Source organism: Pseudomonas sp. MWU16-30322, from assembly GCF_020515535.1.
GTDB classification, from domain to species: domain Bacteria; phylum Pseudomonadota; class Gammaproteobacteria; order Pseudomonadales; family Pseudomonadaceae; genus Aquipseudomonas; species Aquipseudomonas fluorescens_H.
In genome coordinates this window covers 584,725-609,478 of record NZ_JAIWYL010000002.1, presented here as the reverse complement: position 1 = coordinate 609,478, position 24,754 = coordinate 584,725, and the positions used below count along the sequence as shown (strand labels likewise).

General features: G+C 61.6%; 26 protein-coding genes. 10 read left to right on the top strand and 16 right to left on the bottom strand.

Features of this window, described 5'->3' with window-relative positions; all coding sequences use genetic code 11:
- Positions 1-94: 94 nt before the first annotated feature.
- Genes LCH64_RS05785 through LCH64_RS05775 form a run of 3 tightly spaced genes read right to left on the bottom strand, consistent with a single transcriptional unit; the run spans position 95 to position 2,373 of the window.
- On the bottom strand, positions 95-1,000 hold the full coding sequence (locus tag LCH64_RS05785; protein WP_103483836.1) for a 5'-nucleotidase: 906 nt from the start codon (positions 998-1,000) through the stop codon (positions 95-97).
- 29 nt (positions 1,001-1,029) lie between these two features.
- Complete coding sequence (locus tag LCH64_RS05780; protein WP_226499718.1) at positions 1,030-1,986, bottom strand: putative 2-dehydropantoate 2-reductase; 957 nt, start codon at positions 1,984-1,986, stop codon at positions 1,030-1,032.
- A complete protein-coding gene (locus tag LCH64_RS05775; protein ID WP_103522499.1) occupies positions 1,987-2,373 on the bottom strand; it encodes a thioredoxin family protein in 387 nt (128 codons plus the stop codon).
- Here LCH64_RS05775 and LCH64_RS05770 point away from each other — a divergent pair.
- Positions 2,372-2,815 (top strand): PilZ domain-containing protein, encoded by a 444-nt coding sequence (locus tag LCH64_RS05770; protein WP_007964792.1) that lies wholly within the window; start codon positions 2,372-2,374, stop codon positions 2,813-2,815. The two genes, LCH64_RS05775 and LCH64_RS05770, sit on opposite strands and share 2 nt — an antisense overlap.
- A gap of 129 nt (positions 2,816-2,944) precedes the next feature.
- Entirely contained in the window at positions 2,945-4,021 is a 1,077-nt protein-coding gene (locus LCH64_RS05765; RefSeq protein WP_003226802.1) for a 3-deoxy-7-phosphoheptulonate synthase, read from the top strand.
- Between the two features lie 60 nt (positions 4,022-4,081).
- Here the strand turns inward: LCH64_RS05765 and LCH64_RS05760 are convergent, their stop codons facing one another.
- Positions 4,082-4,363 (bottom strand): GNAT family N-acetyltransferase, encoded by a 282-nt coding sequence (locus LCH64_RS05760; RefSeq protein WP_003226804.1) that lies wholly within the window; start codon positions 4,361-4,363, stop codon positions 4,082-4,084.
- A 635-nt stretch (positions 4,364-4,998) separates the two neighbouring features.
- Here LCH64_RS05760 and oprI point away from each other — a divergent pair.
- Positions 4,999-5,250, top strand: a complete 252-nt coding sequence (gene oprI / locus LCH64_RS05755) for an outer membrane lipoprotei OprI (protein WP_003199355.1) — start codon at positions 4,999-5,001, stop codon at positions 5,248-5,250.
- Positions 5,251-5,373: 123 nt separating this feature from the next.
- On the opposite strand, the gene LCH64_RS05750 is transcribed toward oprI, so the two are convergent.
- The 3 genes from LCH64_RS05750 to LCH64_RS05740 form a co-directional block, all read right to left on the bottom strand.
- Positions 5,374-6,345 (bottom strand): L,D-transpeptidase family protein, encoded by a 972-nt coding sequence (locus LCH64_RS05750; protein ID WP_226499717.1) that lies wholly within the window; start codon positions 6,343-6,345, stop codon positions 5,374-5,376.
- Between the two features lie 136 nt (positions 6,346-6,481).
- Positions 6,482-6,775 (bottom strand): hypothetical protein, encoded by a 294-nt coding sequence (locus LCH64_RS05745; RefSeq protein WP_003226812.1) that lies wholly within the window; start codon positions 6,773-6,775, stop codon positions 6,482-6,484.
- Between the two features lie 57 nt (positions 6,776-6,832).
- Positions 6,833-7,438: an arylesterase gene (locus LCH64_RS05740; protein WP_226499716.1), complete on the bottom strand. Its 606-nt coding sequence runs from the start codon at positions 7,436-7,438 to the stop codon at positions 6,833-6,835.
- Positions 7,439-7,448: 10 nt separating this feature from the next.
- Here LCH64_RS05740 and LCH64_RS05735 point away from each other — a divergent pair, with 10 nt between their 5' ends.
- Genes LCH64_RS05735 through greB form a run of 3 tightly spaced genes read left to right on the top strand, consistent with a single transcriptional unit; the run spans position 7,449 to position 11,168 of the window.
- Positions 7,449-8,132: an ABC transporter ATP-binding protein gene (locus LCH64_RS05735; protein ID WP_103483839.1), complete on the top strand. Its 684-nt coding sequence runs from the start codon at positions 7,449-7,451 to the stop codon at positions 8,130-8,132.
- On the top strand, positions 8,132-10,636 hold the full coding sequence (locus LCH64_RS05730) for an ABC transporter permease (protein ID WP_226499715.1): 2,505 nt from the start codon (positions 8,132-8,134) through the stop codon (positions 10,634-10,636). Before LCH64_RS05735 ends, LCH64_RS05730 begins: the two co-directional genes overlap by 1 nt.
- A 34-nt stretch (positions 10,637-10,670) precedes the next feature.
- On the top strand, positions 10,671-11,168 hold the full coding sequence (gene greB / locus LCH64_RS05725) for a transcription elongation factor GreB (RefSeq protein WP_003226818.1): 498 nt from the start codon (positions 10,671-10,673) through the stop codon (positions 11,166-11,168).
- A 5-nt stretch (positions 11,169-11,173) separates the two neighbouring features.
- On the opposite strand, the gene LCH64_RS05720 is transcribed toward greB, so the two are convergent.
- The 3 genes from LCH64_RS05720 to LCH64_RS05710 all read right to left on the bottom strand — a co-directional run bounded on the left by LCH64_RS05720 (position 11,174) and on the right by LCH64_RS05710 (position 13,693).
- A complete protein-coding gene (locus LCH64_RS05720; RefSeq protein ID WP_003226820.1) occupies positions 11,174-11,482 on the bottom strand; it encodes a hypothetical protein in 309 nt (102 codons plus the stop codon).
- A gap of 248 nt (positions 11,483-11,730) precedes the next feature.
- The gene (locus LCH64_RS05715; RefSeq protein ID WP_226499714.1) at positions 11,731-12,165 is read right to left on the bottom strand and encodes a DoxX family protein; all 435 of its coding nucleotides are present in this window, start codon (positions 12,163-12,165) and stop codon (positions 11,731-11,733) included.
- 106 nt (positions 12,166-12,271) lie between these two features.
- Positions 12,272-13,693 (bottom strand): transglycosylase SLT domain-containing protein, encoded by a 1,422-nt coding sequence (locus LCH64_RS05710; protein WP_226499713.1) that lies wholly within the window; start codon positions 13,691-13,693, stop codon positions 12,272-12,274.
- A gap of 239 nt (positions 13,694-13,932) precedes the next feature.
- Between LCH64_RS05710 and LCH64_RS05705 the strand changes: the two genes are divergently transcribed.
- The 3 genes from LCH64_RS05705 to LCH64_RS05695 all read left to right on the top strand — a co-directional run bounded on the left by LCH64_RS05705 (position 13,933) and on the right by LCH64_RS05695 (position 17,012).
- Positions 13,933-14,739: a TatD family hydrolase gene (locus LCH64_RS05705; protein WP_226499712.1), complete on the top strand. Its 807-nt coding sequence runs from the start codon at positions 13,933-13,935 to the stop codon at positions 14,737-14,739.
- A gap of 212 nt (positions 14,740-14,951) precedes the next feature.
- Positions 14,952-16,433 carry a methyl-accepting chemotaxis protein gene (locus LCH64_RS05700; RefSeq protein WP_226499711.1) on the top strand — a complete coding sequence of 494 codons (1,482 nt, stop codon included), beginning with the start codon at positions 14,952-14,954 and terminating at the stop codon, positions 16,431-16,433.
- A gap of 213 nt (positions 16,434-16,646) precedes the next feature.
- Complete coding sequence (locus LCH64_RS05695; protein WP_226499710.1) at positions 16,647-17,012, top strand: Mpo1-like protein; 366 nt, start codon at positions 16,647-16,649, stop codon at positions 17,010-17,012.
- Between the two features lies 1 nt (position 17,013).
- Here the strand turns inward: LCH64_RS05695 and LCH64_RS05690 are convergent, their stop codons facing one another.
- The 3 genes from LCH64_RS05690 to LCH64_RS05680 form a co-directional block, all read right to left on the bottom strand.
- Positions 17,014-17,808 (bottom strand): acyl-CoA thioesterase domain-containing protein, encoded by a 795-nt coding sequence (locus LCH64_RS05690; protein ID WP_226499709.1) that lies wholly within the window; start codon positions 17,806-17,808, stop codon positions 17,014-17,016.
- 226 nt (positions 17,809-18,034) lie between these two features.
- Positions 18,035-18,802: a CHAD domain-containing protein gene (locus LCH64_RS05685; RefSeq protein ID WP_226499708.1), complete on the bottom strand. Its 768-nt coding sequence runs from the start codon at positions 18,800-18,802 to the stop codon at positions 18,035-18,037.
- Positions 18,803-18,881: 79 nt separating this feature from the next.
- Entirely contained in the window at positions 18,882-19,160 is a 279-nt protein-coding gene (locus tag LCH64_RS05680; protein WP_007963692.1) for a hypothetical protein, read from the bottom strand.
- 216 nt (positions 19,161-19,376) lie between these two features.
- On the opposite strand from LCH64_RS05680, the gene LCH64_RS05675 reads away from it, so the two are divergent.
- The gene (locus LCH64_RS05675; protein ID WP_003226842.1) at positions 19,377-20,423 is read left to right on the top strand and encodes a patatin-like phospholipase family protein; all 1,047 of its coding nucleotides are present in this window, start codon (positions 19,377-19,379) and stop codon (positions 20,421-20,423) included.
- A 143-nt stretch (positions 20,424-20,566) separates the two neighbouring features.
- Here LCH64_RS05675 and LCH64_RS05670 read toward each other — a convergent pair whose 3' ends face one another.
- The 3 genes from LCH64_RS05670 to kdpC form a co-directional block, all read right to left on the bottom strand.
- On the bottom strand, positions 20,567-21,265 hold the full coding sequence (locus tag LCH64_RS05670) for a response regulator (RefSeq protein WP_003226844.1): 699 nt from the start codon (positions 21,263-21,265) through the stop codon (positions 20,567-20,569).
- A 48-nt stretch (positions 21,266-21,313) separates the two neighbouring features.
- Positions 21,314-23,965, bottom strand: coding sequence for a sensor histidine kinase KdpD (locus LCH64_RS05665; protein ID WP_226499707.1), 2,652 nt, complete (start codon positions 23,963-23,965; stop codon positions 21,314-21,316).
- A gap of 129 nt (positions 23,966-24,094) precedes the next feature.
- Entirely contained in the window at positions 24,095-24,640 is a 546-nt protein-coding gene (kdpC, locus tag LCH64_RS05660; RefSeq protein WP_003226848.1) for a potassium-transporting ATPase subunit KdpC, read from the bottom strand.
- Between the last annotated feature and the right edge of the window lie 114 nt (positions 24,641-24,754).

The following is a 24,754-nucleotide window of genomic DNA, read 5'->3' as shown; positions in this document are numbered from 1 at the left end:
ACCTCCTCGCGTGCCAACATGGCGGAGATTGATTCAGCTTAGCAGTGCCTTGGCGAGTACGACGTGCGACGCAACGTCTTGAAGCACAGGGGCTTTAGATCGATGGTTCGTTGCTGATGCCGTGCGGTACGTGACCGGTGGCGACCACTTCGCGGGCGGCCTCGCAGTGGCCGGCCTGATCGTCGAAAAACACATCGGCAGCGAAGGCTTCGAGAAACGCCGATTTGGTCAGCCCGCCAAGGAACAGCGACTCGTCGAGGCGGATGTCCCACTCGCGCAATGTACGAATCACCCGCTCATGCGCCGGTGCCGAACGCGCGGTGACCAGCGCCGTGCGGATCGGGCAGTCATCCTCGGGGAACTCGCGTTGCAGCGCATTGAGCGCCGCCAGAAAACCTTTGAACGGCCCACCGCGCAACGGCTCGCGCGCCGATTCACGTTCCTTGGCCTGAAACGCCAGCAGCCCGCCGGACTGATATACGCGTTCGGACTCATCGGAAAACAGCACCGCGTCGCCGTCGAAGGCGATGCGCAGTTCGTCACTGGCGGCACGACTGGCGCCACCGGAGAGAATCGTCGCGGCAGCGAAACCGGCGTCCAGCGCAGCGCGCACGTCTTCTGCGTGCGTCGACAGGAACAAGTCACAGCCAAAAGCCTTGAGGTAGGGATACGGACTGCGCCCACCGACGAACGCCGCCCGCGAGATATCCAGTCCATAGTGGTGAATCGAATTGAAGGCGCGCAGGCCGGTGTCGGCGCTGTTGCGCGAAACCAGAATCACCTCGACCCGGGCGCGGTCGAGGCGACTGTTGAGGCTGAGGAGTTTTTCCACCAGAGGAAAGGCATCACCGGGCGCGAGGATCTCGTCTTCGTGTTCGATCTGATATTGCCGATAGGCTTCGACGCCGCTCGCCAGGTAGACCTTGTGACTCTCGCTCAGGTCGAACAGGGCACGAGACGAAATCGCCAGCACCAGTTTGTCATCGATGTTCTTGGCCATGCCTTCCCCCACTCCCCCAGAAAACCGACTCAGGCGTTGCGTCGGTCGATGAAACTCAACGTGCGATACAGCGCCTCGATCCGCGGCAACTCGAACCCCACGGCTTTGGCCGCAGCCAGTGGCCGGGCATAAATCGCCTCCAGTTCCAGCGGCCGCTTGTGCAGGAAATCGTGGTACATGCTCGGCCAGTAGTCGGGCATTTTTTCGGTCATCATGAACAGGTACTCGGCGTAACCGGGCGGCATGTCGTGACCACAGGCCTTGGCGCCCTGCACCACTTCGGCCATCAACGCCTGAATCAGCGCGCGACTGTCCGCGTCGGCCATCAGCGGCGTGGTGCCGGCACCGAGCAGCACCGAGAGACCGTTATAGGGAATATTCCAGACCAGTTTCTGCCAGCGTGCCTGTTGCAGATTGGGCATCGCCTGCGAATCGATACCGGCCGCGCGGAACAGACTGGCGCCCTCCTCGACCAGCGCCATGCGCGCCGCGTCGCCTGCCGCCGGGCCACTGTGATAGCCGATGTTCACCGCCCCCAGCGCCTGATGGGTGATGTGCCCGGGACCTTCGCGATGCACGCAGATCAGACACAGACCACCGAGCAGATGCAGGGAATCGGGCAGCAGCTCGCGCAGTCTGTCTTCGACGTCCAGACCGTTTTGCAGCACCAGCACTTTCGCGCCGGGCCTGGCCGCGGCAATGATCGCCGGGGCCAGACAGGCACTGCTGGTGGTCTTGGCGCCGACCAGCAACCAGTCGCAGGCCGGCATGTCCTCGGCCTTGGCATAGGCTTGCACCGGGTTCAACGTCAGCGTGCCATGCACGGCACTGTCCACCTGCAAACCACGTTCGGCCACTGCGGCGAATTCACTGCGCAGTAAAAAGTGCACATCGAAACCGGCCCGCGCCAGCATTAAACCGTAGAACCCGCCAATTGCACCGGTACCGATAATCCCGATCACCGGTCTGCTGTCTGCTCCCACCATCTATGGCAACTCCTCTGCAATTCGACCCAGTGCCTGCGCCACTGCTGCGTTCAGCGCATCGGCGGTCAGGCGCGTGTGCAATGCCCCAAAGAACTCGCCGTCGCGCACCACAAACAGCGCCGGCAAATGAAAGACCTGATAACGCTCCACCAACCCGCCGTTGTTGCCGGCATCGATCCAGCACAGGCGATCAACCGCCAGCTTGAATCCCGGCAAAACCTCTCTGGCATAGCGGCAGCTGGAACAGCCGACACTGGTGAAAATCACCAGCGAAACGCCGCTCATCGCCAGCAACCGCTGGTCGGCGTCGAAATCGGTCAGCTCGGATTCGACCACTATACTGGGGGAAACAATGTCAAATGGCCGACACAGGGAGTCTGTGCTCATGGGACGTTTCATTCCTCATCCGGACGAAGTGCCGGTTGAATTAACCTTGCTCAAGCCCGAGTGTATTTCCAGGCAACAGCTGCACACTATCAGCCTCGGCGGGATCGCTTGCAATTATCACCGCGCGTGGCGCCACGGCACGGCGCTGCAAGTGCGCATGCCGACACTCAATGCCGACATCTGTTATCCGGGCTATGTCGCGTGGTGTCTGCGGCGCAAGAAGGGCTATCTGGTGGGGATCGCGTTCACCGATGAGCAGACGCTGTTCAGCGCGCGGATGGGCGAACAGGTGTGCCAGATCGAGCGTTATTGCCGCATGAACGAGGCCCACGACGATCTGCAGGATATCCAGGCGCTGGCCCTGCAATGGGTCGAACAACACGCCGACGAGTTCTCCCACGATAGCGTGCGCAAGGCTTTTGCCCAGCCAGTGCTGGATTAAAGCGGCGCTTGCCCATTGTCGAGCCGCGTCTGACGCGCTAAGGTTCGGCTCCCCGACGCGCTTAAATCTGCTGTGCTCCGCCGCGCGGGGATCGCTGGCGGCCGGCACCCGTGACCTGACGAGTAAACGATGGCTGATTTACCGATCAACGACCTAAACGTCGCCTCTAACGAGACCCTGATCACTCCCGATCAGCTCAAGCGTGATATCCCTCTGAGCGATGCTGCGCTGCGCACCGTCACCAAGGGCCGCGAAGTCATTCGCAACATTCTTGATGGCACCGACCACCGTCTGTTCGTAGTGATCGGCCCGTGCTCGATCCACGATATCAAGGCTGCCCACGAATACGCCGATCGCCTCAAGGTGCTGGCGGAGGAAGTCTCCGACACCTTGTATCTGGTCATGCGCGTGTATTTCGAGAAGCCACGGACCACCGTCGGCTGGAAAGGCCTGATCAACGATCCGTACCTGGATGACTCGTTCAAGATTCAGGACGGCCTGCACATCGGTCGCCAGTTGCTGCTGGACCTGGCCGAGAAAGGCCTGCCGACCGCCACTGAAGCCCTCGACCCGATCTCCCCGCAGTACCTGCAGGACCTGATCAGCTGGTCGGCCATCGGCGCGCGTACCACCGAATCGCAGACCCACCGTGAAATGGCTTCCGGCCTGTCTTCGGCTGTCGGCTTCAAGAACGGCACCGACGGCGGCCTGACTGTGGCGATCAACGCCCTGCAGTCGGTGTCCAGCCCGCACCGCTTCCTGGGGATCAACCAGGAAGGTGGCGTGTCGATCGTCACCACCAAGGGCAACGCCTACGGTCACGTGGTGCTGCGTGGCGGCAACGGCAAGCCGAACTACGATTCGGTCAGCGTCGCCCTGTGCGAGCAGGCGCTGAACAAGGCGAAGATCAAGCCGAACATCATGGTTGATTGCAGCCACGCCAACTCCAACAAGGACCCGGCCCTGCAACCACTGGTGATGGAGAACGTCGCCAACCAGATCCTCGAAGGCAACCAGTCGATCATCGGCCTGATGGTCGAGAGTCACCTGAACTGGGGCTGCCAGGCGATCCCGAAAGACCTCGCCGACCTGCAATACGGCGTGTCGATCACCGATGCCTGCATCGACTGGTCCGCCACCGAGAACACCCTGCGCAGCATGCACGCCAAGCTCAAGGATGTTCTGCCGAAACGTCAGCGCAGCTGATCAGCGTTTCACAGGCATAAAAAAACGCCGGGCATTGCCCGGCGTTTTTGTGTGTGCGATTCAGATCTTGGCGGCGCGACGCTGATGACGTTCCATATAGCGCTCGACGTAGGAGCACGACGGGATCACCGTGTAGCCCATTTCTTCGGCGTACTGCAGCGCACTTTCAGTCAGCGCGGCGGCGATGCCTCGACCGCGCAGGGCGTTGGGCACGAAGGTGCGATAGATATCCAGGGTCTGTTTCCCCAGATCCATATAGGTCAAGTAGGCACGATGACCGTCCACATTGGTCTCGAACTGATGACCAGCCTGGTCATGGTGGATGGACAACGCCTCGCTCATCACTACTCCTCGCGGGTCTTGAATTCTGACCCCTACCTTACCGATGTTTTTCCGGCGAAGGAACATCTACGCCACCCCGTGCCTGATGGACACCGAGAAAAACCACACCGATCTCGCGCAACCGAGCACGTGATAAATAGTAGGCACCATTGGCGAAAATGCTCAAGGTGCGCTCGTCATCGTGCTCGTTGACGGGGTGACTCCGATGGACGCAGCGGCGGGCGCGGGGAAGATCTTCCCGAAGCGCTCGCCGGAACATTGCCGAATGTCGAGACTTAAGACGCAGCCTCTTCTTTAAAGTCACCTCAAGAGCGACAAAGATATGTGAGGCGTCATGCAAAATCGGAACAAAAGTGTAGACGAATTCATCTAGGCAGACTTGGTGCAAGACGCAGAAACAGCATCGGGCTAAGGGAACTTTTTCTCATTAACACGCTCAAGCCGGGGCTTGCAGCTGGATATTTTTTATACAGCCCAGTTAAAAGTTGCTCGAAAAAGAATCAGCGCCTACAATTTTTTTTGCTTCTTGCGTTAGGTCAGTTTACTTACTACAAGTAATGGGTAGTATGTACGCCGGCTATTTCCTCAATCGGAGGAGAAAGCCACTTAATTGAAAGTCCTTGAAGGGGAACACGATGAACAACGTTCTGAAATTCTCTGCTCTGGCTCTGGCCGCAGTTCTGGCTACCGGTTGCAGCAGCGCATCGAAAGAAACCGAAGCACGTCTGACCGCTACTGAAGACGCAGCTGCTCGCTCCCAGGCTCGTGCAGACGAAGCTTACCGTAAAGCTGATGAAGCTCTGGCTGCTGCTCAAAAAGCACAACAGACTGCTGACGAAGCTAACGAGCGTGCTCTGCGCATGCTGGACAAAGCTAGCCGCAAGTAATAATCCCTCGGGATTGTTATCAAGCCGACCCATTTTTTGGGTCGGCTTTTTTATGGCCGGTACTTTTGTCCGGGCAATAAAAAACCCGCCGACGCTTCACGCATCGGCGGGTCTGGATCGAACTTACTGCTGCAGGTCGATCGGTGTGCTCGAAACCATCGGCGCTGCCGCACTCGGCGTACCGATTTCGGTAGGCAAGCCGTCTTCAGCCGCGACTACATCGCGCACCACATCCCAATTCACCCGCACGTTATTGGCAATATCCTCACGCTTGAGCATCGCATTGATGACCGCCGTGTGCTTGTCGACCACCGACGGGTTGCCCTTGTCATCGATCGGCGTGTGCGCTTCCAGATACACCTTGCCGCCACTGCGACCGAACTTGTACGCGTCGTTGAGAATGCGCACCGAGGTACCAACCGGCACCATTGCAGCCATTTCCAGCACGTTGTTGTTGAACATGCGGAAACAACCATGGCTGGTGCGCATGCCGATGCCGAACTTCTTGTTCGAACCGTGGATCAGGTAACCCGGCGTGCCGAGACTGAACTTGAACGGGCCCAGCGGGTTGTCAGGACCGGCCGGCACTACGTTCGGCAGCGGATCACCATCAGCAGCGTGTTCGGCCTTGATCGACGCCGGAGGCGTCCAGGTCGGGTTCGGTGTCTTCGCGGTGATGGTGGTATGCGCGATCGGCGAACCCCAACCTTCACGCCCGATCCCCAGCGGGAAGGTGTACACCACGTTCCGGCCTTTCGGGTAGTAGTAGAGGCGGTACTCGGCGAGGTTGATCACGATGCCTTCGCGCGGACCCGGCGGCAGAATGAAGCGGGTCGGCAGGACGATTTCGGTACCGGCGCCCGGCAGCCAGGCGTCAACGCCCGGGTTGGCCGCGACCATTTCCGAATAACCCAGATCGTAGGTGGTGCCCAGGTCAGCGAAGGTATCTTCGTACTTGGCCTTGATCACCTGTACCTGGCCGATGATGTCCTCACCGGGTGGTGGCAGGGGAAACTCCAATGCAGCAACGGGACCGGCCACACACAGGGCGGCAAGTGACAGGCAGCGGGTGACGGCAGGAAAGCGCGGCAACATCCGGAAAATCCTTCGCATGATCAACAAGGGTATAAGAGCGCGATTGTACACCGCACCTCGATAATTCGGGGAGATGCGCCGATGGGCAGCCAGAAGTCTTCATGTAGGAGCTGCCGCAGGCTGCGATCTTTTGATCCTAAAGCTCGAAACGCAACTCAGGCCAGATCGGCGACGTCCCGCGTTTCTGCGACTCAAGGATCGCCCGGCATAACGAACACAGGCGCTGATCCTGGAACACCCGGCGATCCACACTCGACCAGCGCGGTTGTGCCGGCAGCAGACTGCCACACAACGTGCGGTCTGCCGAGCCACCGAGTTCCAGTTGACGGGTCACCAGATGCACCCGCACTTCCTGGCAGGCGAACAGATCCAGCTGTTCGTCAGGCTCGATCAGTTGGTAGGCAAACAGGGACCAGGCAGGACGCGGCATCGGGGGCTCCAAATAAGGGGGCGCCACATTAGCCGAAAGCCTGCCACTAGAAAAGCCTCATAACAGCGGTTTTAGCGTCGGCCAGACATTTTCCAGCAACTTGCCCTGAGCCCCGGCTGCCGGGTGCAGACCATCGGCTTGCATCAGATCGGGATGTCCGCCCACGCCGTCGAGGAAAAACGGCACCAGCGGGATCTTTTTCTCGTCCGCAACGTTGCCGTAGACCTCGGCGAAGGCATCGGTGTAACGCTTGCCGTAGTTGGGCGGTAATTGCATGCCCAGCAGCAGCACCTTGGCGCCGCTCTGACGCGAGCTGTCGATCATCGCCGCAAGGTTTTGTTGCAATTGCGTTGGCGGCATTCCGCGCAGGCCATCATTGCCCCCAAGCTCGAGGATCACCAGTGCCGGCTTGTGCTCTGCAAGCAGCGCCGGCAGGCGTGCCTGGCCTCCGGCACTGGTGTCGCCGCTGATCGAGGCATTGACCACTTTGTCGTCAAAACCCTCCTGCTTGAGCCGTTGCTCGAGCAGCGATACCCACCCCAGGCGGGTATCCAGTCCGAAACCGGCGCTGATACTATCGCCAACGATCAGGACAGTACCCGCCGCTGCGTTCTGGGCCATGCACATCAAGGCCAGGCCAGCACTCAAAAACCAAACACGCATCGGATTCTCCATGGGCGCAAGCATTCTCACCGCGAAGAACCTCAGCAAAGTGGTTCCCAGCGCGGAAGGTGAACTGACTATCCTGCACGAACTCAGCCTGGAACTGAACAAGGGCGACAGCCTGGCCATCGTCGGCGCGTCCGGTTCCGGCAAATCCACCCTGCTCGGCCTGCTCGCCGGCCTCGATTTGCCAAGCAGCGGCGAAGTCATCCTCGCCGGGCAATCCCTGGGCAACCTCGACGAAGACCAGCGCGCGCGCATCCGTGCCGAACACGTGGGGTTCGTCTTTCAGTCATTCCAGTTGCTCGACAGCCTCAACGCGCTGGAAAACGTCATGCTGCCGCTGGAACTCGATGGCCGCAAAGACGCCCGTGAACGCGCTACTGAACTGCTGCAACGGGTCGGCCTCGGCCAGCGCCTGACGCACTCGCCGCGCCAGCTCTCCGGTGGCGAACAACAGCGCGTGGCGATTGCCCGGGCCTTCGCTGCCGAGCCGGACGTGCTGTTCGCCGACGAACCCACCGGCAACCTCGACAGCCACACCGGCGAGCGCATCAGCGATTTGCTCTTTGAATTGAACAAGGAGCGCGGCACCACCCTGGTGCTGGTGACCCACGACGAACGCCTGGCCCATCGCTGCCGGCGTCTGATCCGACTTGAAGCCGGGCTGCTGGTCGCCCCTCTGGAGCCTTGATGGCACGTTTGCCGCTGTTGCGTCTGTTCAGTCTCGCGCTACGTCAACTCATGCGCGATGCCCGCGCAGGGGAATTGCGAGTGTTGTTTTTCGCGCTGGTGGTGGCGGTCGCGGCGAGTACCGCCATCGGCTACTTCGGCGCCCGCCTCAACGGCGCAATGATGCTGCGCGCCACCGAGTTCCTTGGCGCCGACCTAGTGCTTGAGGGCAGCTCGCCGGCCCGCGACGAACAGATCCGCAGCGGCACCGAGCTGCGCTTGAAGCATGCGCAGGTAGTGGAATTTTCCAGCGTAATCGCCACTGACAACGGCATTCAGTTATCGAGCATCAAAGCTGTCGACCGCGCCTACCCACTGCGCGGCGAACTGAAAAGCGCCCCGGCCCCGTTTGCCGTTGAAACAGCTGGCGGTGAACCGCAACCCGGTGAAGCCTGGGTCGAAGCACGTCTGCTGACCGCCCTGGATCTGAAGATCGGCGACAGCATCGACGTCGGCATGAAAACCCTGAAGCTGACCCGCGTGCTGACCTACGAACCGGATCGCGCAGGCAACTTCTACAGCCTCACGCCTCGGGTGATGATCAACCTCGACGACCTCGCCGCCACCGGCGTGGTGCAGCCCGGTAGCCGCGTGAGCTACCGCGAACTGTGGCGCGGCCAACCGCAGGCGCTGGAGACCTACCGGCAACTGATCAAACCGGGGTTGGCGGCTAACCAGCGAATCGAAGATGCGCGCGACGGCAATCGGCAGATTGGCGGTGCACTGGGCAAGGCCGAGCGTTATCTGAACATGGCCAGTCTGGTCGCGGTGTTGCTCGCCGGAGTTGCAGTCGCGTTATCGGCCAACCGCTTCGCCAGCCGCCGCTTCGATGCCAGTGCGCTGTTGCGCTGCCTCGGGCTGTCGCGCCGGGAAACGATGGCGCTGTTCAGTATTCAGCTGACCGTGCTGGGCCTGTTCGCCGCCCTCAGTGGTGCCGTGCTCGGCTGGCTGGCGCAACTGGGACTGTTCGCTCTGTTGCATGATCTGCTACCCGCCGATGTGCCACCGGGCGGCCTGTTTCCGGCGCTCGCCGGGATCGGCACCGGGCTGGTGGCACTGGCCGGTTTCGCCCTGCCGCCGCTCGCCGCGCTGGGCCGGGTACCACCGCTGCGCGTATTGCGTCGCGACATGCTGCCGATTCCGTCGAGCACCTGGATGGTATATGGCGCAGCGCTGGGTGCGCTGGGCCTGATCATGTGGCGCCTGAGTCTGGATCTGTTGCTGACTTTCGCCCTGCTGGGCGGTGGTGTGGCCGCTGCGCTGCTATTGGGAGGCTTGCTGCTGTTGTTGCTCAACAGCCTGCGGCGGATGCTCGCCCGTGCGCCTCTGCCGTGGCGCCTCGGTCTGGGTCAGTTGCTGCGTCATCCGCTGGCGGCGGCCGGGCAAGCGCTGGCGTTCGGGTTGATCCTGCTGTCGATGGCGCTGATCGCTCTGCTGCGCGGTGAATTGCTCGACACCTGGCAAAACCAGTTGCCGAAAAACGCCCCCAACTACTTCGCCCTGAACATCCTGCCGGCGGACAAACAGGCCTTCACCGATCATTTGATCAAGGTGTCCGCACAAGCGGCGCCGCTATATCCAGTGGTGCCGGGACGGCTGATCAGCATCAACGGCGAACCGGTGCAGCAAATCGTCAGCAAGGATTCGGCCGGCGACCGCGCGGTGCAACGTGACTTGAGCCTGACCTGGGCGGCTGACCTTCCGGCCGGCAACAAGCTCACCGCCGGTACCTGGTGGACCGGGCAACCCTCGGATGACGTGCCGGGCGTTTCAGTTGAAGGCAAAGTCGCCGAAAGCCTCAAGCTCAAACTCGGCGATCACATGGTGTTCAGCGTGGGCGGGGTCAATCGTGAAGCGAAAGTCACCAGCCTGCGCGAGATCAACTGGGACAACTTCCAGCCGAATTTCTTCATGATCTTCCAGCCCGGCACCCTGAAGGATCTGCCGGCAACCTACCTGACCAGTTTTTATCTGGCACCCGGTCACGATCAGCAGATCGTCGAGCTGTCGCGGGCATTTCCGGCAGTGACCATTCTTCAGGTCGAAGCCTTGCTGGAACAACTGCGCAGCATCCTCGCCCAGGTCACCCTGGCGGTGGAATACGTGTTGTTGTTTGTGTTGGCGGCGGGGATGGCCGTGCTGTTCTCCGGCTTGCAGGCAACCCTGGATGAACGTATTCGCCAAGGCGCGCTGTTACGTGCGCTGGGGGCGCAACGGCAGTTGCTGGTCAAGGCCCGGCGCATCGAGTTCGGCTTGCTCGGGGCGGTCAGCGGTTTGCTGGCAGCCATTGGTTCGGAGGTGGTGAGCCTGGTGCTGTATCGCTATGCGTTCGATCTGCCGTGGCATCCACATCCATGGTTGCTGGTGCTGCCATTGATCGGCGCAGTGCTGATTGGTGGTGCGGGTGTATTCGGCACACGCCGGGCGTTGAATGCGAGTCCGCTGACAGTCCTGCGCGAGGGTTGATAGACTCCTGTCTTCGTCACCACAAGAAGCTGCCATGAGCCGTTATCGCCCTCCCCGCACCGCCGGCACCGCGCTGATCACCCCAGAAGGTGAAGCGCGGATGCGCGCCGAATTCCATGAGCTGTGGCATGTGCGCCGCCCGCAGGTGACGCAGTCAGTCAGCGAGGCAGCGGCGCAGGGTGATCGTTCGGAAAACGCCGAGTACACCTATGGCAAGAAAATGCTGCGCGAGATCGACAGCCGCGTGCGTTTTCTTACCAAGCGTCTCGAAGCATTGAAGGTCGTCAGCGAAAAACCCAGCGATCCGAACAAGGTCTACTTCGGCGCCTGGGTGACCATCGAGGACGAAGACGGCAAGCAGTCGCGCTACCGTATCGTCGGCCCGGATGAGCTGGATCTGAAACTCGGTCTGATCAGCATCGACTCACCGCTGGCACGCGCCTTGATCGGCAAGGCGCTGGACGCCGAAGTCCGGGTGCAGACGCCAACCGGTGAGCAATTTGTCTATATCGTGGCGATCGACTATCCCTGAGCGTTTCAGCGGCGGGTGATCAAACCCTGCCGCGCAACGCGGGTCAGTTGCTTGATCATTTCCGGAGCGTCTTCAGCGCTCGGTGCCTGAATCACTGCCAGATCAAAACTGTCACTGGCAAACCGCGCCAGCGACTCGCCGTCTTCAACGAACTGGATCAGGAACGCGGCAGGACCGCCGCTGCGACGTGGCCAGCCATCGAGATAACGCAACAGCGTCGGCTGGTGTTTGCCGCCAAGCAGGATTTTCGGGTTGCGCTGGGTGATATGAGCCGTGATCGGCGCGGGACGTGCTGGAGGGCGTAGTGCATTCATCGTGTCGTGTCTCTGCCTCAAAAGTCTGCATGGCAGGTGAGAGGCAACACCGAACCAGCGCTTTAGCGGTATTTCGAAGCCCTGTTCCGGCTTCTGACGGCAACTGTAGAAGTCACCTGGCGCCCCGCAAGTAGCTGTTTAAATCGGCGCATGAGCAACATCCTAGATAACGTGACCGATGAGTGTCAAGAATCGGCCGCAACAAAAAAGGCCCGCACAATGCGGGCCTTTTGCTTGAGCCAGAGCGCTCAACCGGCGATGGCGCGATCCACCGACAGCTTGCCGGCGCCTTCGATCATCACCGCAAGACTGCCACCCAGCAGTGCCAGAGCAAATTCGTAACCGTTGTTGGCCATGAACAGACCGTTGCTGATGTGAACGGTGAAGATCGCCACCAGCGACAGGAAGGTCAGACCCAAGGCTGCCGGACGCACCAGCAGGCCGATGATCAGCGCCAGACCGGTAAAGAACTCGGTACCGCCGGCCAGTGTGGCCATCAGGTAACCCGGGTGCAGACCGAGGCTGTCCATGTACTGCGCAGTCCCCGCCAGACCGTAGCCACCAAACAGACCAAACAGCTTTTGCGAACCGTGGGCAGCGAAGATCACGCCAACAGCGATACGCAGAATGGTCAGGCCGTAACCGGCGCGGGTGAACAGTACCTTGTTGATCAGAGAGCTCATGTGGGTCATTCCTTTTGGAGAAGTGTGTGTTGGTTGGCCGCCATATTAATCAGTTAATTTCATGTTAAAAGCGGAAATATTCCACCATACCAATCGATTTATTTGATTATTTGCGTGAGGCTACTTTTTGTCCCCGGGGCTCCAACGACTCCCGCTCCCGGTCGAACGCCAGGTAATACTTGTTCACGCTATTAACATAGCTGACCGGCCCCATACCCACCTGCTCCATGGCGATGCGCTCGACCTGAAAGAACCACTGGTTCGGATTCAGCCCGCGCCGCCGTGCCTCGGCGCGCATGCCCTGCACCCGCTCCGGGCCGATGTTGTAGGCCGCCAGGGTGAACGCCATGCACTCGCGCTCATTGAGTTTCGGACTGTTGAAAAACTTGCGGCGAATCATCGCCAGGTACTTGGCCCCGGCCTGCACATTCGCATCAAGATTCTGGATGTTGTTCACCCCGACCCGCTGCGCGGCGGACGGGGTGATCTGCATCAGCCCGGTCGGCCCACTGCCGCTGCGGGCGCTGGGTTGCAGGGCCGATTCCTTGAAGGCCAGCGCCGCCAGATTCAGCCAGTCCATGCTTTGCGCGTCGGCGTGTTTTTGCAGGGTCGGGCGCAGTTTTTCCAGACGCTGACGATCAGCCTTGGCCAACGGATAGTGCACTTGGTAAAGGCGCCGATAGATCCGCAGAAACTCGGCGTCCTCGTTCGCCGGTTTCTTGTAGCCGACCAGGAAGCGATCAATGCTTGCCCGCAGCATCGAGGCATCACGGCGCACAAACCAGTATTCCTCACCCGGCTCGCTGATCATCAATTGCCGATCGAAACGCAGCTTGGGCAGGATCTTGCCCCAGCGTTCGGCGATCGGTTGCTCGACGATGGTCAGATGAAAAATCCCGCCCTGCACCATCTCCAGCACGTCCTCGACCGCCAGGGTCGGATCGACCCATTCGATCTTGATCGGTGCCAGTTTGCGCAGCGCCAGTTTCTGATTGAGCTGGCTGACCGCCTCCCCCGCCGCACTGCCGGTCGGCAAGGCCAGGGTCTTGCCGGAAAGCTGCTCGACCTTGGTGTAGCGACGCTCGCCCTTGATACCGACCAGCACCAGCGGCACGTTGCTGGCGATCGGCTCGCTGCTGGCCACCGCGTGGCCGGGTTGCAGATCGAGCAGCTCGCCGGGCGCGACCAGATCACCTTCGCCGCGCTGCAACGCGCCGAGCAGTTGATCCTTGGCTTTGGGAATGATCTTGAGGGTGACTTCCTGGCCGTCGCGGGCGTGGCCATTGAGGTATTGCTCGAAGGCGCGCAGGCGATGGTATTCGACACCGATGGCCTGGCCCTGGACTTCACCGGAGCTGTTGCGACTCTGGTTGACCAGCACGCGCAACACGCGACTGCTGCGTATCTCCGACAAGTCGCGGACCTTGGCGGCCGGCACGGCTTGCAGAGGCCCGGGCAAGCGCGCAACCGCCGTTATCGGCAGCAGCAGCGACGCACACAACAGGAGCAAAACCGAGGGACGATGCATCCACTCTCCGGAAAGAATACGGGGGCGTTTTCTAACCGCTGAACGGTTGAAATCGCCGACGAAAACAGAGCGCCTGGAGCGCTGACAAAGTGCAAGAGACTGGCACGAGGATGGCATTTGCGCCAACCCGAGCAGTCTCGCGGCATCAAAAGACAGCTATAACTCGTTGTAGTTCTTGGCTTTTCTTATGAATCTACAGCTCTGGTATGCTTTCCGGCCTTCGGCCCGAGGTAGCAACCATGCAACTCATCGATATCGGCGTCAACCTGACCAACCCAAGTTTCGCCGAAAAACATCAGGCCGTGCTCGACCGCGCCTACGCTGCCGGGGTCTGCCAACTGGTGCTGACCGGCACCAGCGTCGAGGGCAGCGAACAGGCGCTGGAGCTGTGCCAGCAACTGGATCAAAGCGGCCAGCGCCTGTTCGCTACCGCCGGCATTCACCCGCATTCGGCCAGTGACTGGAACGCTGACAGCGCGCGCCGTTTGCGCAGTCTGCTGCAAGAAGCAAACGTGGTCGCCGTGGGCGAATGCGGGCTGGATTTCAACCGGGATTTCTCGCCGCGTCCGCAGCAGGAAAAAGTCCTCGAAGAACATCTGGCGCTGGCCGCAGAACTGCAGTTACCGGTGTTCCTGCACGAGCGTGACGCCAGTCAGCGTCTGCTGGAAATCCTCAGGGACTTCCGCGATCAATTGCCCGCCGCCGTGGTGCACTGCTTTACCGGCGAGCAAAAAGCCTTGTTCAGTTACCTGGATCTGGACCTGCACATCGGCATCACCGGCTGGATCTGCGACGAGCGCCGGGGCACGCACCTGCATCCGCTGGTCAAGGAGATCAAGCGCGGACGGCTGATGCTCGAAAGCGACGCGCCGTACCTGCTGCCCCGCACCTTGCGCCCCAAGCCGAAGAACGGCCGCAATGAACCAGCGTATCTGACCGAAGTGCTGCGCGAAGTGGCGCTGCATCGCGGCGAAGCCGAGGATGATCTGGCAGCACATACCACAGCGTGTGCCCGCACATTCTTCAACCTGCCCACCCTGCCCTGATACACCTCAAATCCCATTGTGGGAGCGAGCCTGCTCGCGAATGCGGTGGTTCAGTTAATTAACAATGACTGACACACCGCCTTCGCGAGCAAGCCCGCTCCCACAGGGGCTCAGCGTAGAACCTGTTGACCTGTATCAAGATCTTCAGATCTGCATAGCGGCACAATACTGGCACCTTGCCAAAACTGTTTCCGCTATCAGAGAAGACCTCCATGGGTGCCTGGCTTAGCAATATCTCGCTGAAATACAAATTCTGGGCGGTCAATGCGGTCGCTTTCGTCACCACCCTGCTGCTGGTGCTGTACGCCGTGCAACTCGAGCAGCAGGCCCGCAGCCAAGCCTCACAAGCGTCTGCTCAGGCTCAGGCGCAATTGCTCAAGGCCTGGCCGGCCGGGCAGGCGTTGCCCAAGGCTGACCAGGTGCTGACGTTCAAACGCGGTGAAGCGCCGCGCCTCAACGACCAACCTGTGCTGGAGATCAGCGAAAGCAACGGCTGGAACGAGATCAATCACTTGCCGCTGTTCGGCAACAACCCGCTGATGGGTGCCGAAGTGTTCAGTCGCGCCGACGGCCAGCAAGTCGCGGTCATTGCCTATGGTCCAAGCCTGGCGCAAGTGTTCAGCGAGCGTTTTGCCAACTACGCAGTGGCGGTGTTCATCCTGATGTTCGCCATGCTTTGCGCCTCACAGCTGCTGATCCGTTTCCTGCTCAGTCAGCTCAACACGCTGAAAGACGTGATGCTGCACGTCGAGAAAAGCGGTGACCTCTCGGCCCGCGTGCCGCTGGCCTGCAAGGACGAAGTCGGGCAGATGGCCAATGCGTTCAATGCGATGCAGGCCGGTTATCAGCGCGTGGTCACCACCGTCGCCAACACCGCGCGGCAACTGGACGTCGGTGCCGCACGTCTGGCGGCGAGCATGAACGACGTGCGCCACGGCATGCTCGGTCAACAGAGCGAGACCGATCAGGCCGCCACCGCGATCAACGAGATGACCGCCACGGTTTATCACATCGCGCAGCACGCCGGTGCCACTCGCGACCTGTCGCAGACCGCCGACGGTCTGGCCGGCAGCGGTCAGCAAGTGGTCAGCCGTGTGCAGCAGTCGATTGCCGGACTCTCCAGCGGCGTGCAGCAAACCGCCGAGATGATTCAGCGTCTGGCCGAGGACAGCCAGAAAATCAACGGTGTGGTCAGCGTGATTCACAGCATCGCCGAGCAGACCAATCTGCTGGCGCTGAACGCCGCCATCGAAGCGGCCCGCGCCGGCGAGATGGGCCGTGGCTTTGCGGTGGTCGCCGATGAGGTGCGCAACCTCGCCAAGCGTGTGCAGACCTCCACCGATGAAATCACCACCATGGTCTCGGCATTGCAGGCCGGCACGCGCGATGCGGTGGACTTCATGCAGGAGAGTTCGTACAAGGCCGACGACTGCGTGCAGCAGGCGCAGGAGGCTGGCGAGGCGCTGGCGGAAATCACTGGCGCCGTGGCGCAGATGCGCGAGAGCAACACGCAGATTGCGGTGGCGGCGGAACAGCAGAGTCAGGTCGCGGAAGAGATGAATCGGGCGGTGGTGAGCATTCGTGATGTGACCGAGAATACCGTGCAGCAGACCGTGGATTCGGCGACCACCAGTAATGAGTTGGCGACGTTGGCTGGGGAATTGAGCAAGGCCATAGGTCAACTCAAACTTTAAGGGACTCATCGCGAGCAGGCTCACTCCTACAGGGGATTTGTGTGCGCAGCAGATCCTTTGTAGGAGTGAGCCTGCTCGCGATGGCGTCAATTGCAACACCATCGAATCCAGCCATTGCGCCTATCACCGCCATAGCCAACCTTGATTCGCCGCCCCACCCGCCCCGGCCTATTCTCCAACCATGTGTTCAACATGGATCGAGGAGTAGCAAACATGGGCAAACGTCACCCCAACCTTCCCGCGTGGCAATGGCGCGCGTACCCGAACAATCACCAGCACCCGACCAATCTGGTGTTGCACCTGATTGCCGTGCCGTTGTTCATCGTCGCGTTTCTGTTGATCGTCTCTGGCGTGTTCAGCCTGAGTCTGGCCAGTGTCGCCATCGGCGTGATTGGTATTGTCGCGGCGCTGGCTTTGCAGCGCCACGGCCACAGGCTGGAGGCGCAAGCCTCCGAGCCGTTCAGCGACCGCCAGGATGCAGTGTCACGCTTGCTGGTCGAGCAGTTCCTGACCTTTCCGCGGTTCTTGCTCAGCGGTGGCTGGTGGCGCGCCTGGCGGGAGCGGCACCGTCGGCATTGATTCAGGCAAAAATCGTTACAGTCTGACGACTCATGGCGATCAACTCCCCGTCCGCACTCCACAGCTTGGCGGCGACATGGCCGTAACCGTCGGCGGCGTATTCGATGTCTGCGAGGTATTTGCACCAGTCCAGGGTGCTCAGGTCGCGTAGCGGCTGCACGAATTCAATGGTCCAGGTCAGCGTGCTGCCCGGTGCCGGCTTCTTCAGATACGGCAACAATGCCGGTGGCCACGCATCCACCAGTGCCAACAGATGCGCCTCATTGACCGGCTCTTCCTTCACATCGCCACGCAAACGCACCCACCCGCCCATCTGCCGCGATTTATTGCCGGTGAACGGCATGCCGCCGACACTCCAGCGCATCGACAGATGCCGCATGAACTCCGGGGTCACGCCTTTGATATAGGGCAACTCCTGGCATTCATCCCAGTGTTTCATTTCAGCAGCGGGATAGGCCTCAACCGCCACCTCCGAGGACCGCGAAGCGCCGAAACTGCCTTGCACGATCGTTACCACCTGACCGTTCTGCATGGCCCGCCCCAACACCTGGCTGACTGCTTTGCCTTCGCGCAACACATCGACTTCGAAACTCACCGGTACTTCCGGCTCGACCGGGCCAACAAAGGTGATCGCCAGCGAACGCACCGGGCGCTCGGCCGGCACTTTCGCGCGCATGGCTTCGTATTGCAGCGCCGCGACCAGGCCACCAAAACTGGCCCGACCCTGGCCCCACTCGGCGGGAATGGTCAGTTCTGGATCGCGACGGACCGCATCGAGCAGATCGGAAAAGCGCATGACAACCTCAGCAAGCGAAAATTGAATGCTGCGATGTTAACCAGCATGAGAGAGCGCCGCAGCGTCTATTCCGGTCAAATGGACTGACAGAAAGGCCTTAAGGTCAGGAAGATATTCGAATGTGGGAGCGGGCTTGCTCGCGAAAGCGCTGTGTCAGTCACCGATGTGTCTACTGATACAGCGCTTTCGCGAGCAAGCCCGCTCCCACAAAGGGTCAATGGAGAATTCAGGATTTGAAGCAGGCAGTGCTGAGTTTGTCGAGCACCCGATCCGCCTTGGCTTCAGCCTTGATCAGGCCCGCCTGCCAGGTCGCGACGCACGGTTGCAGATCACTTTCCAGCTTGGCCCGCGCCAGCCACTGCCAGCAATCGTGCCAGTCGCCCAGCGCGCCCTGCGCCGACTTCAGCCGTGCCAGCGCCGCTTCAGGCAGGCGATCCAGTTCCGGATAGGCTTCGATGCCATAGCGCACGCGCTTGATCAGCAAGCGCAGGCGATGCCGATCGTGGGCAGGATCGTGCAGGGCCTGGTCGAGTTTTTTCCATTGTTTGTGCAGGCGTTTTTCGATGCGTTTGGCCAGGCCCTTGAGCAATCCCTGGCGCTCGGAGGCGCGCAGGAATCGCGGGAACGCGTCGAGGATGATCAGCAGCGAAGCCACCTCGGCACTCGCCGCCAGCGTCGGATACGCTTCCGCCATCTGTGCCATGCGCCGTTGCGCGGCCTGCGGTTGATCGTGCTGGAGCAGGTAGGCGGCCAACACCTCGCGATCGCGCCACGGCGTGGTCAACTGACCGACCGCCGACGCGGCGCCCTCCAGTTGTTCTACACCCGGCAAGCCACGCAAGGGCCGCAACAGGCTGCGCAAGCGGCGCACCGTGGTGCGCAAGTCATGCAGTGCCTCGGGGTCGGTACGCGCGGTCATACGCGCCTGACAGGCCAGCAAACGCACTTCCAGACTCAGGACATGAGCCACCAACCGGTCAACCAACGCAGACATCGCTTGCTCCTGATTCACATGGTTTGAAGGATGAGTCTGCCGTGGTCGGCCAGCCGCTTCCTTGCGTCAAGTCGGCAGCTTAGCGCCCGGCGCGGGATTCGCGAATATAGAAACGCGCCTTCTCGGCTTTGTTGCTGCAGCCCTCGAAACCTTCGAATTGCTGTTGGGTCTTGGCCGCCGTCAGCAACGACAGCGCCTTGGAGTAACTGACCGTGCCGGCGAAACCTTCGGCCTTGGCCAGATCCAGTTCATGCCACGCCGCATCGAGCTGACTGCCGCAGCTGTCGCGATAAGCAGTCTTGCCAGCGCAACCGGCCAATGCCAGCGCGATCAACGGCACACAGATCCAGGCTTTCATCACTAACTCCTCAAATAGGTCAACAGTCGTGCAGGTAAGACGTTACGGCGCGAAAAAAGTGCCTTGGCGCCCAGTGAATCTGCGGTGACGAAAAGATAACCCCGACGGGTCACACAGTATCGGAAAACGACTCTGCTGCCGCCCCGAACGACTCTGGCGATTGTCGCCCGCCCATGGATGGGTGCATTGTGGTGCCTTGTCGGGGGAGGAAGTTTGATGAAAAAGCGTGTCGCACTGGTGCTGGGCTCCGGAGGCGCCCGGGGCTACGCCCATATCGGGGTTATTGAGGAGATCGAAAGACGCGGTTACGACATTGCCTGCATTGCCGGTTGTTCGATGGGCGCAGTGGTCGGCGGGATCTATGCGGCGGGCAAACTCGACGAGTACCGCACCTGGATCGAAACGCTCGATTATCTGGATGTGCTGCGTCTGGTGGACGTGAGCTTTCGCCTTGGGGCGATTCGCGGTGAGAAAGTCTTCGGGCAGATCCGCAAGATCGTCGGCGAGATCAATATCGAAGACCTGCGCATTCCCTACACCGCCGTCGCCGCCGACCTCACCAACCAGCAGGAAATCTGGTTCCAGGAAGGCTGCCTGCATCAGGCGATGCGCGCCTCGGCGGCGATTCCCAGCCTGTTCACCCCGGTGATGCAGGGTAACCGGATGCTGGTGGATGGCGGCATTCTCAACCCGTTGCCGATCGTGCCGGTGGTCTCCAGCCACTGTGATCTGATCATCGCGGTCAACCTCAACGCGACCAACCAGCGCCACTACAAATTGCCGGTGATCCAGCGCCCGCCAGCCTTTCGTTCGCGCTTCGACAGCTTGCTCAGTTCACTGGGTTCGAAAATGCCGTTCCGCCGCAAACAGGCCGAGCAGTTGCTGTTGCTGGAGCAGGAAGCGTTGCGCGCCGAAGCGGGCGAGATCAACCCGTGGCTGGAAGGCAGCGAACCGGAGAGCCAGCAACCGGCAGCGGCTCCCGAACGCGAAGGCGCGCCGAAATCCGCCACCGGCTCGTTCATCATCGACAACGTCGGACCGGCATCACTGCTGGACCTGATCAACCAGAGTTTCGAGGTGATGCAGACCTCGCTGGCGCAATACAAGATCGCCGGCTATCCGCCGGACATCCTGATCAACGTGCCGAAGCGCGTGTGCCGGTTTTTCGAGTTCTACAAGGCGCCGGAGTTGATCGCACTGGGACGGGAGATTGCGCGGGATACGCTGGATCGGTATGAAAGTGAGCAGAGCAGAGAGCCTTGAAGTTCTCGGTTGCCTGTCAGGGCCTCTTCGCGGGCAAGCCCGCTCCCACAGTGGTCGGGTGTGAAACACAAATTCAATCACACCGGAGAACCCCTGTGGGAGCGGGCTTGCTCGCGAAGGGGCCAGACCAGACCACACAAAACCTACAGACTGTTCTCACTCAACAGCCGATACCCAACCCCCGCCTCCGTCACAATAAACCGCGGCCGGGTCGGATCATCCGCCAGCTTCTGACGTAAATGCCCGACCACAATCCGCAGGTAATGACTGTCCTCGGTATGCGTCGGGCCCCAGATATCCTTGAGCAATTGCTGCTGGGTGATCACCCGGCCCGGATGCCGCGCCAGTTGCGCCAGCACCGCGTATTCCTTGCGGGTCAGCGCCACTTCGACACCGTCGAGCAGCACCCGCCGATAAGCCAGATCCACGGTCAGCGGGCCGAACGTCAGCGCCGCTTGCTGGGCCTCGCCGGCCGGCGCCTGACGCAACAACGCACGAACCCGGGCGAGAAACTCCTGAATGCCGAACGGCTTGGTCACGTAATCGTTGGCGCCGCCATCCAGCGCCTGGACTTTCTGCCCCTCACTGGCGCGCACCGAGAGCACCAGCACGGGCGCGGTGGCCCACTCGCGAAACTCGCGCAGCACCTGCTGGCCGTCCATGTCCGGCAAGCCGAGGTCGAGCACCAGCAGGTCGGGTTTGTTCAACGCCGCCTGGGCCAGGCCCTCGGCGCCGGTGCCGGCCTCCAGCACTTTGTAGCCTTGTGAGGCGAGGCTGATGCGCAGAAATTTACGGATCTGTGGTTCGTCATCAATGACCAAAATGGTCGCGGTCTGGCTCATGAATTCACATCGACACAAAAGATTGGCAAGAGAGTAGCGCAGTCGCGATCAGGCTTCATTGTCCATCCCCGGTTGCGTCTGCAACGGCAGGTGCAGGGTGATGCAAGTGCCGCGGCCGTCGATGCCGTCGGCCACGCTGATCCGCCCGCCATGCGCGCCGACCATGCCCTGACAGATCGCCAGCCCCAGCCCCGTGCCCTGCCCTCCGCGATCACCCCGCGCGGCGGTGTAGAACATGTCGAAAATCTTCGCCCGCTCGTCCTCGGGAATCCCCGGGCCTTCGTCGCTGACCGAGAAGAAAATCTCTTCGTCACTGGCGCCGGCACGCAGTTGCAAACGCCCATGGGCCGGCGAGAACCGCGCAGCGTTTTCTAGCACATTGACCAGCGCCTGTTCGATCAGCGCCGCGTGCACGAACAACAGCGGCAACTCGGCGGGCACGTCAGTGCTGACCTGCAGCGGCGCCAGCACCGCACGCAGGCGATTGAGCGAACTGCCGACGATGTCTGCCGGCGACACCCAGTCCCGCGCCAGCTTCAACGCACCGTGGCCGAGGCGGGTCATGTCGAGCAGATTCTGGATATAGCGATCGAGGCGTTCGGCTTCATCGCGGGTGCCTTCGAGCAACTCGCGGCGATCCTCCAGCGGAATGGCTTCGCCGAGGGCCAACAGGCTGTCGATACTGCCGCGCATGGACGTCAGCGGTGTACGCAGATCGTGGGACACCGAAGCCAGCAGCGCACTGCGCAGTTGTTCGGTTTCGCCGTGCAGGCGCGCGGCTTCCAGATCATCGGCCAGTTGCGCCCGGGACAATGCCTGAGCCAGTGGCTGACTCAACGCGGTGAGCAGGCGTCGGCGCTGGCCGCTCAAGGTCTGGCCCTCTTTGGCGCAGACCCCGAGCAGCGCCAGCGGCCCGTCCTCCACCGACAGCGGCCACCACCACCAGCGACCGAACGGCAGCGTGCCGGTGCCCATGCCGGCCGGTTGATCGTGCTGCCAGGCCCAATCGGCCGCAGCCCGTTCCGCCTCGGTGAACTCCAGCGGCCCGCCGGTCTCGACTTTCCAGCCGCCCTGCCCGTCCCGATTGAGCAGGCACAACTGCAAATCGCTCCAGCCATTGAGGTGCTGCGCCGCAGCGCTGATCACCGCCTGACGATCCGTCGCGGCAGTCAGTTTGCGTGACAGGTCGAGCAATTCGCTGGTTTCCTCCTGCGTGTCGCGCAGGGCCTGCAACTGGCGCCGCTGGCGCGCCGCGAGATTACCGGTGAGCGCCGCCATCAGCAGGAAGAACAGCAAGGTCAGAACGTCTTCTTCGCGCTGGATGGCAAAGGAAAAATTCGGCGGAATGAACAGGAAATCGTAGGTCAGAAACGACAGCGCCGCGCACGCCAGCGCCGGCCCCAGGCTGCTGCGCACCGCCACCAGCAACACCGCTGCGAGGAACACCAGCGAGATGTTCGGCAGCGGCAAAATACTCGACACCGCCCACGCCAGCGCACTGGCCAATACCGTGGCGACCAGTGCCAGCGCGTAATCGAACCACACCAGCGTCGGCGTGACGCGAAGGCGCGGCGCAGGCTGCTCGCGATCATTGTCGAGCACGTTGATTTCCAGGCCGTGGGCCTGACGCAGCAAACGCGCCGCCAGACCACCGCCGAACAGGCGACGGCGCAGACTCGGCCGCGACTGGCCGACCAGCACCAGACTTGCCCGGCGTTCGGCGGCATGCTGGATCAGGGTTTTCGCCACTTCGCCGGCGCGCAACAACACCACTTCGCCTCCGAGGCGTTCGGCCAGTTGCTGGGCATTTTGCAGGCGCAGCCGCGATTGCTCGTCGCGCACCGTGCCGTTGTCGACGTGCACCAGACTCCACGGCAAATGCCGACGCTGGGCCACCCGGCTGGCGTGGCGCACGAGGCGTTCGGCATGCGCATCGCCATCGACGCCGACCAGCAAACGCCCGCGCACCGCCGGCGCCGCCTGACCGAGTTGGCGATAGCCTTGAGCGAGATCGTTATCGACCTGCGCGGCCGCCGTTTGCATCGCCAGTTCACGCAGCGCGGTGAGGTTGGTCTGGGTGAAAAACGCATCGATCGCCGCCCGCGCCTGTTCCGGCACATAGACCTTGCCTTCGCGCAGACGCTCCAGCAATTCACGCGGTGGCAAGTCGATCAGCAGCAGTTCGTAGGCTTCCTGCAGCACCCAGTCCGGCAGGGTTTCGCGCACCTGCACGCCGGTGATGCCGCGCACCTGATCGTTGAGACTTTCCAGGTGCTGGACGTTGACCGTGGTGTACACGTCGATGCCGGCGGCGAGCAGTTCCTGAATATCCTGCCAGCGCTTGGCGTGGCGACTGCCGGGGGCGTTGGTGTGCGCCAGCTCGTCCACCAGCACCAGTTTCGGTTTGGCCGCGAGCAAGCCGTCGAGGTCCATTTCTTCGAGCATCACGCCACGGTATTCCGAGCGCACCAGCGGCTGCTGCGGCAAACCGCCGAGCAGCGCTTCGGTTTCCGCTCGGCCATGGGTTTCGACGACGCCGGCAATGATTTTCACGCCCTGACGCAATTGCGTATGCGCGGCCTGGAGCATGGCGTAGGTCTTGCCGACACCGGGGGCGGCGCCAAGGAAAACCTTGAGTCGGCCACGGCCGTCGCGGGGCAGTTCTGCTAACAGTGCGTCGGCGCGGCCGGCGTCGCTCATGCTTGATCTCTTCAGTCAGATGTTGATGTGTTGCCAGTTATGGCCTCTTCGCGAGCAAGCTCGCTCCCACAGTCTGGAATGCATTCTTCTGTGGGAGCTAGCCTGCTGGCGATTTGTCGCGCCGCCGATTCAGAGTTTTTCCAGCGCCATGTTCAGCTCCAGCACATTCACCACCGGTGGCCCCACCAGCGGCTGTTCGATGTGCGCATCGAGCAGTTGCTGCAGGGTCGACACCGGCAGGTTGCGCGCTTGCGCGACACGCGCCAGTTGATAGGCAATTGCCGCCGGTGGCAAGTGCGGATCGAGGCCGCTGCCGGAGGTGGTCAGCAGCGCCAGTGGCACCGGCCCCTGGCCGGGCACCTGCAACTTGTTGGCGTCGTCGATCACCCGTGTGGCGAGTGCCGGATTGCTCGGCGCCAGGTTGCTGGCGCTGCTCGACACGGTTGCAAACGCGCCGGCCGAAGGACGTGGATGGAACCACGCATCACCGACGAAATCCTGAGCGATCAGGGACGAGCCGCGCACCTTGCCATCGGCATCGTGCACCAGGCTGCCGTTGGCCTGTTCAGGGAAAGCGACCTGCGCAACGCCGGTCACCACCAGTGGATAAGCCACGCCGGTGATCAGGGTCATCAGCACCAGCAGGCTCAGGGCCGGACGTATCATTGTGGACATTGCAAAATCCTCTTCCAAATTGGCAACGCTGCGCCACCTGTGGCGAGGGAGCTCGCTCCCGCTCGGCTGCGCAGCAGTCGTAAACCATTCAATGCGGTGTGTCTGACGATCCGT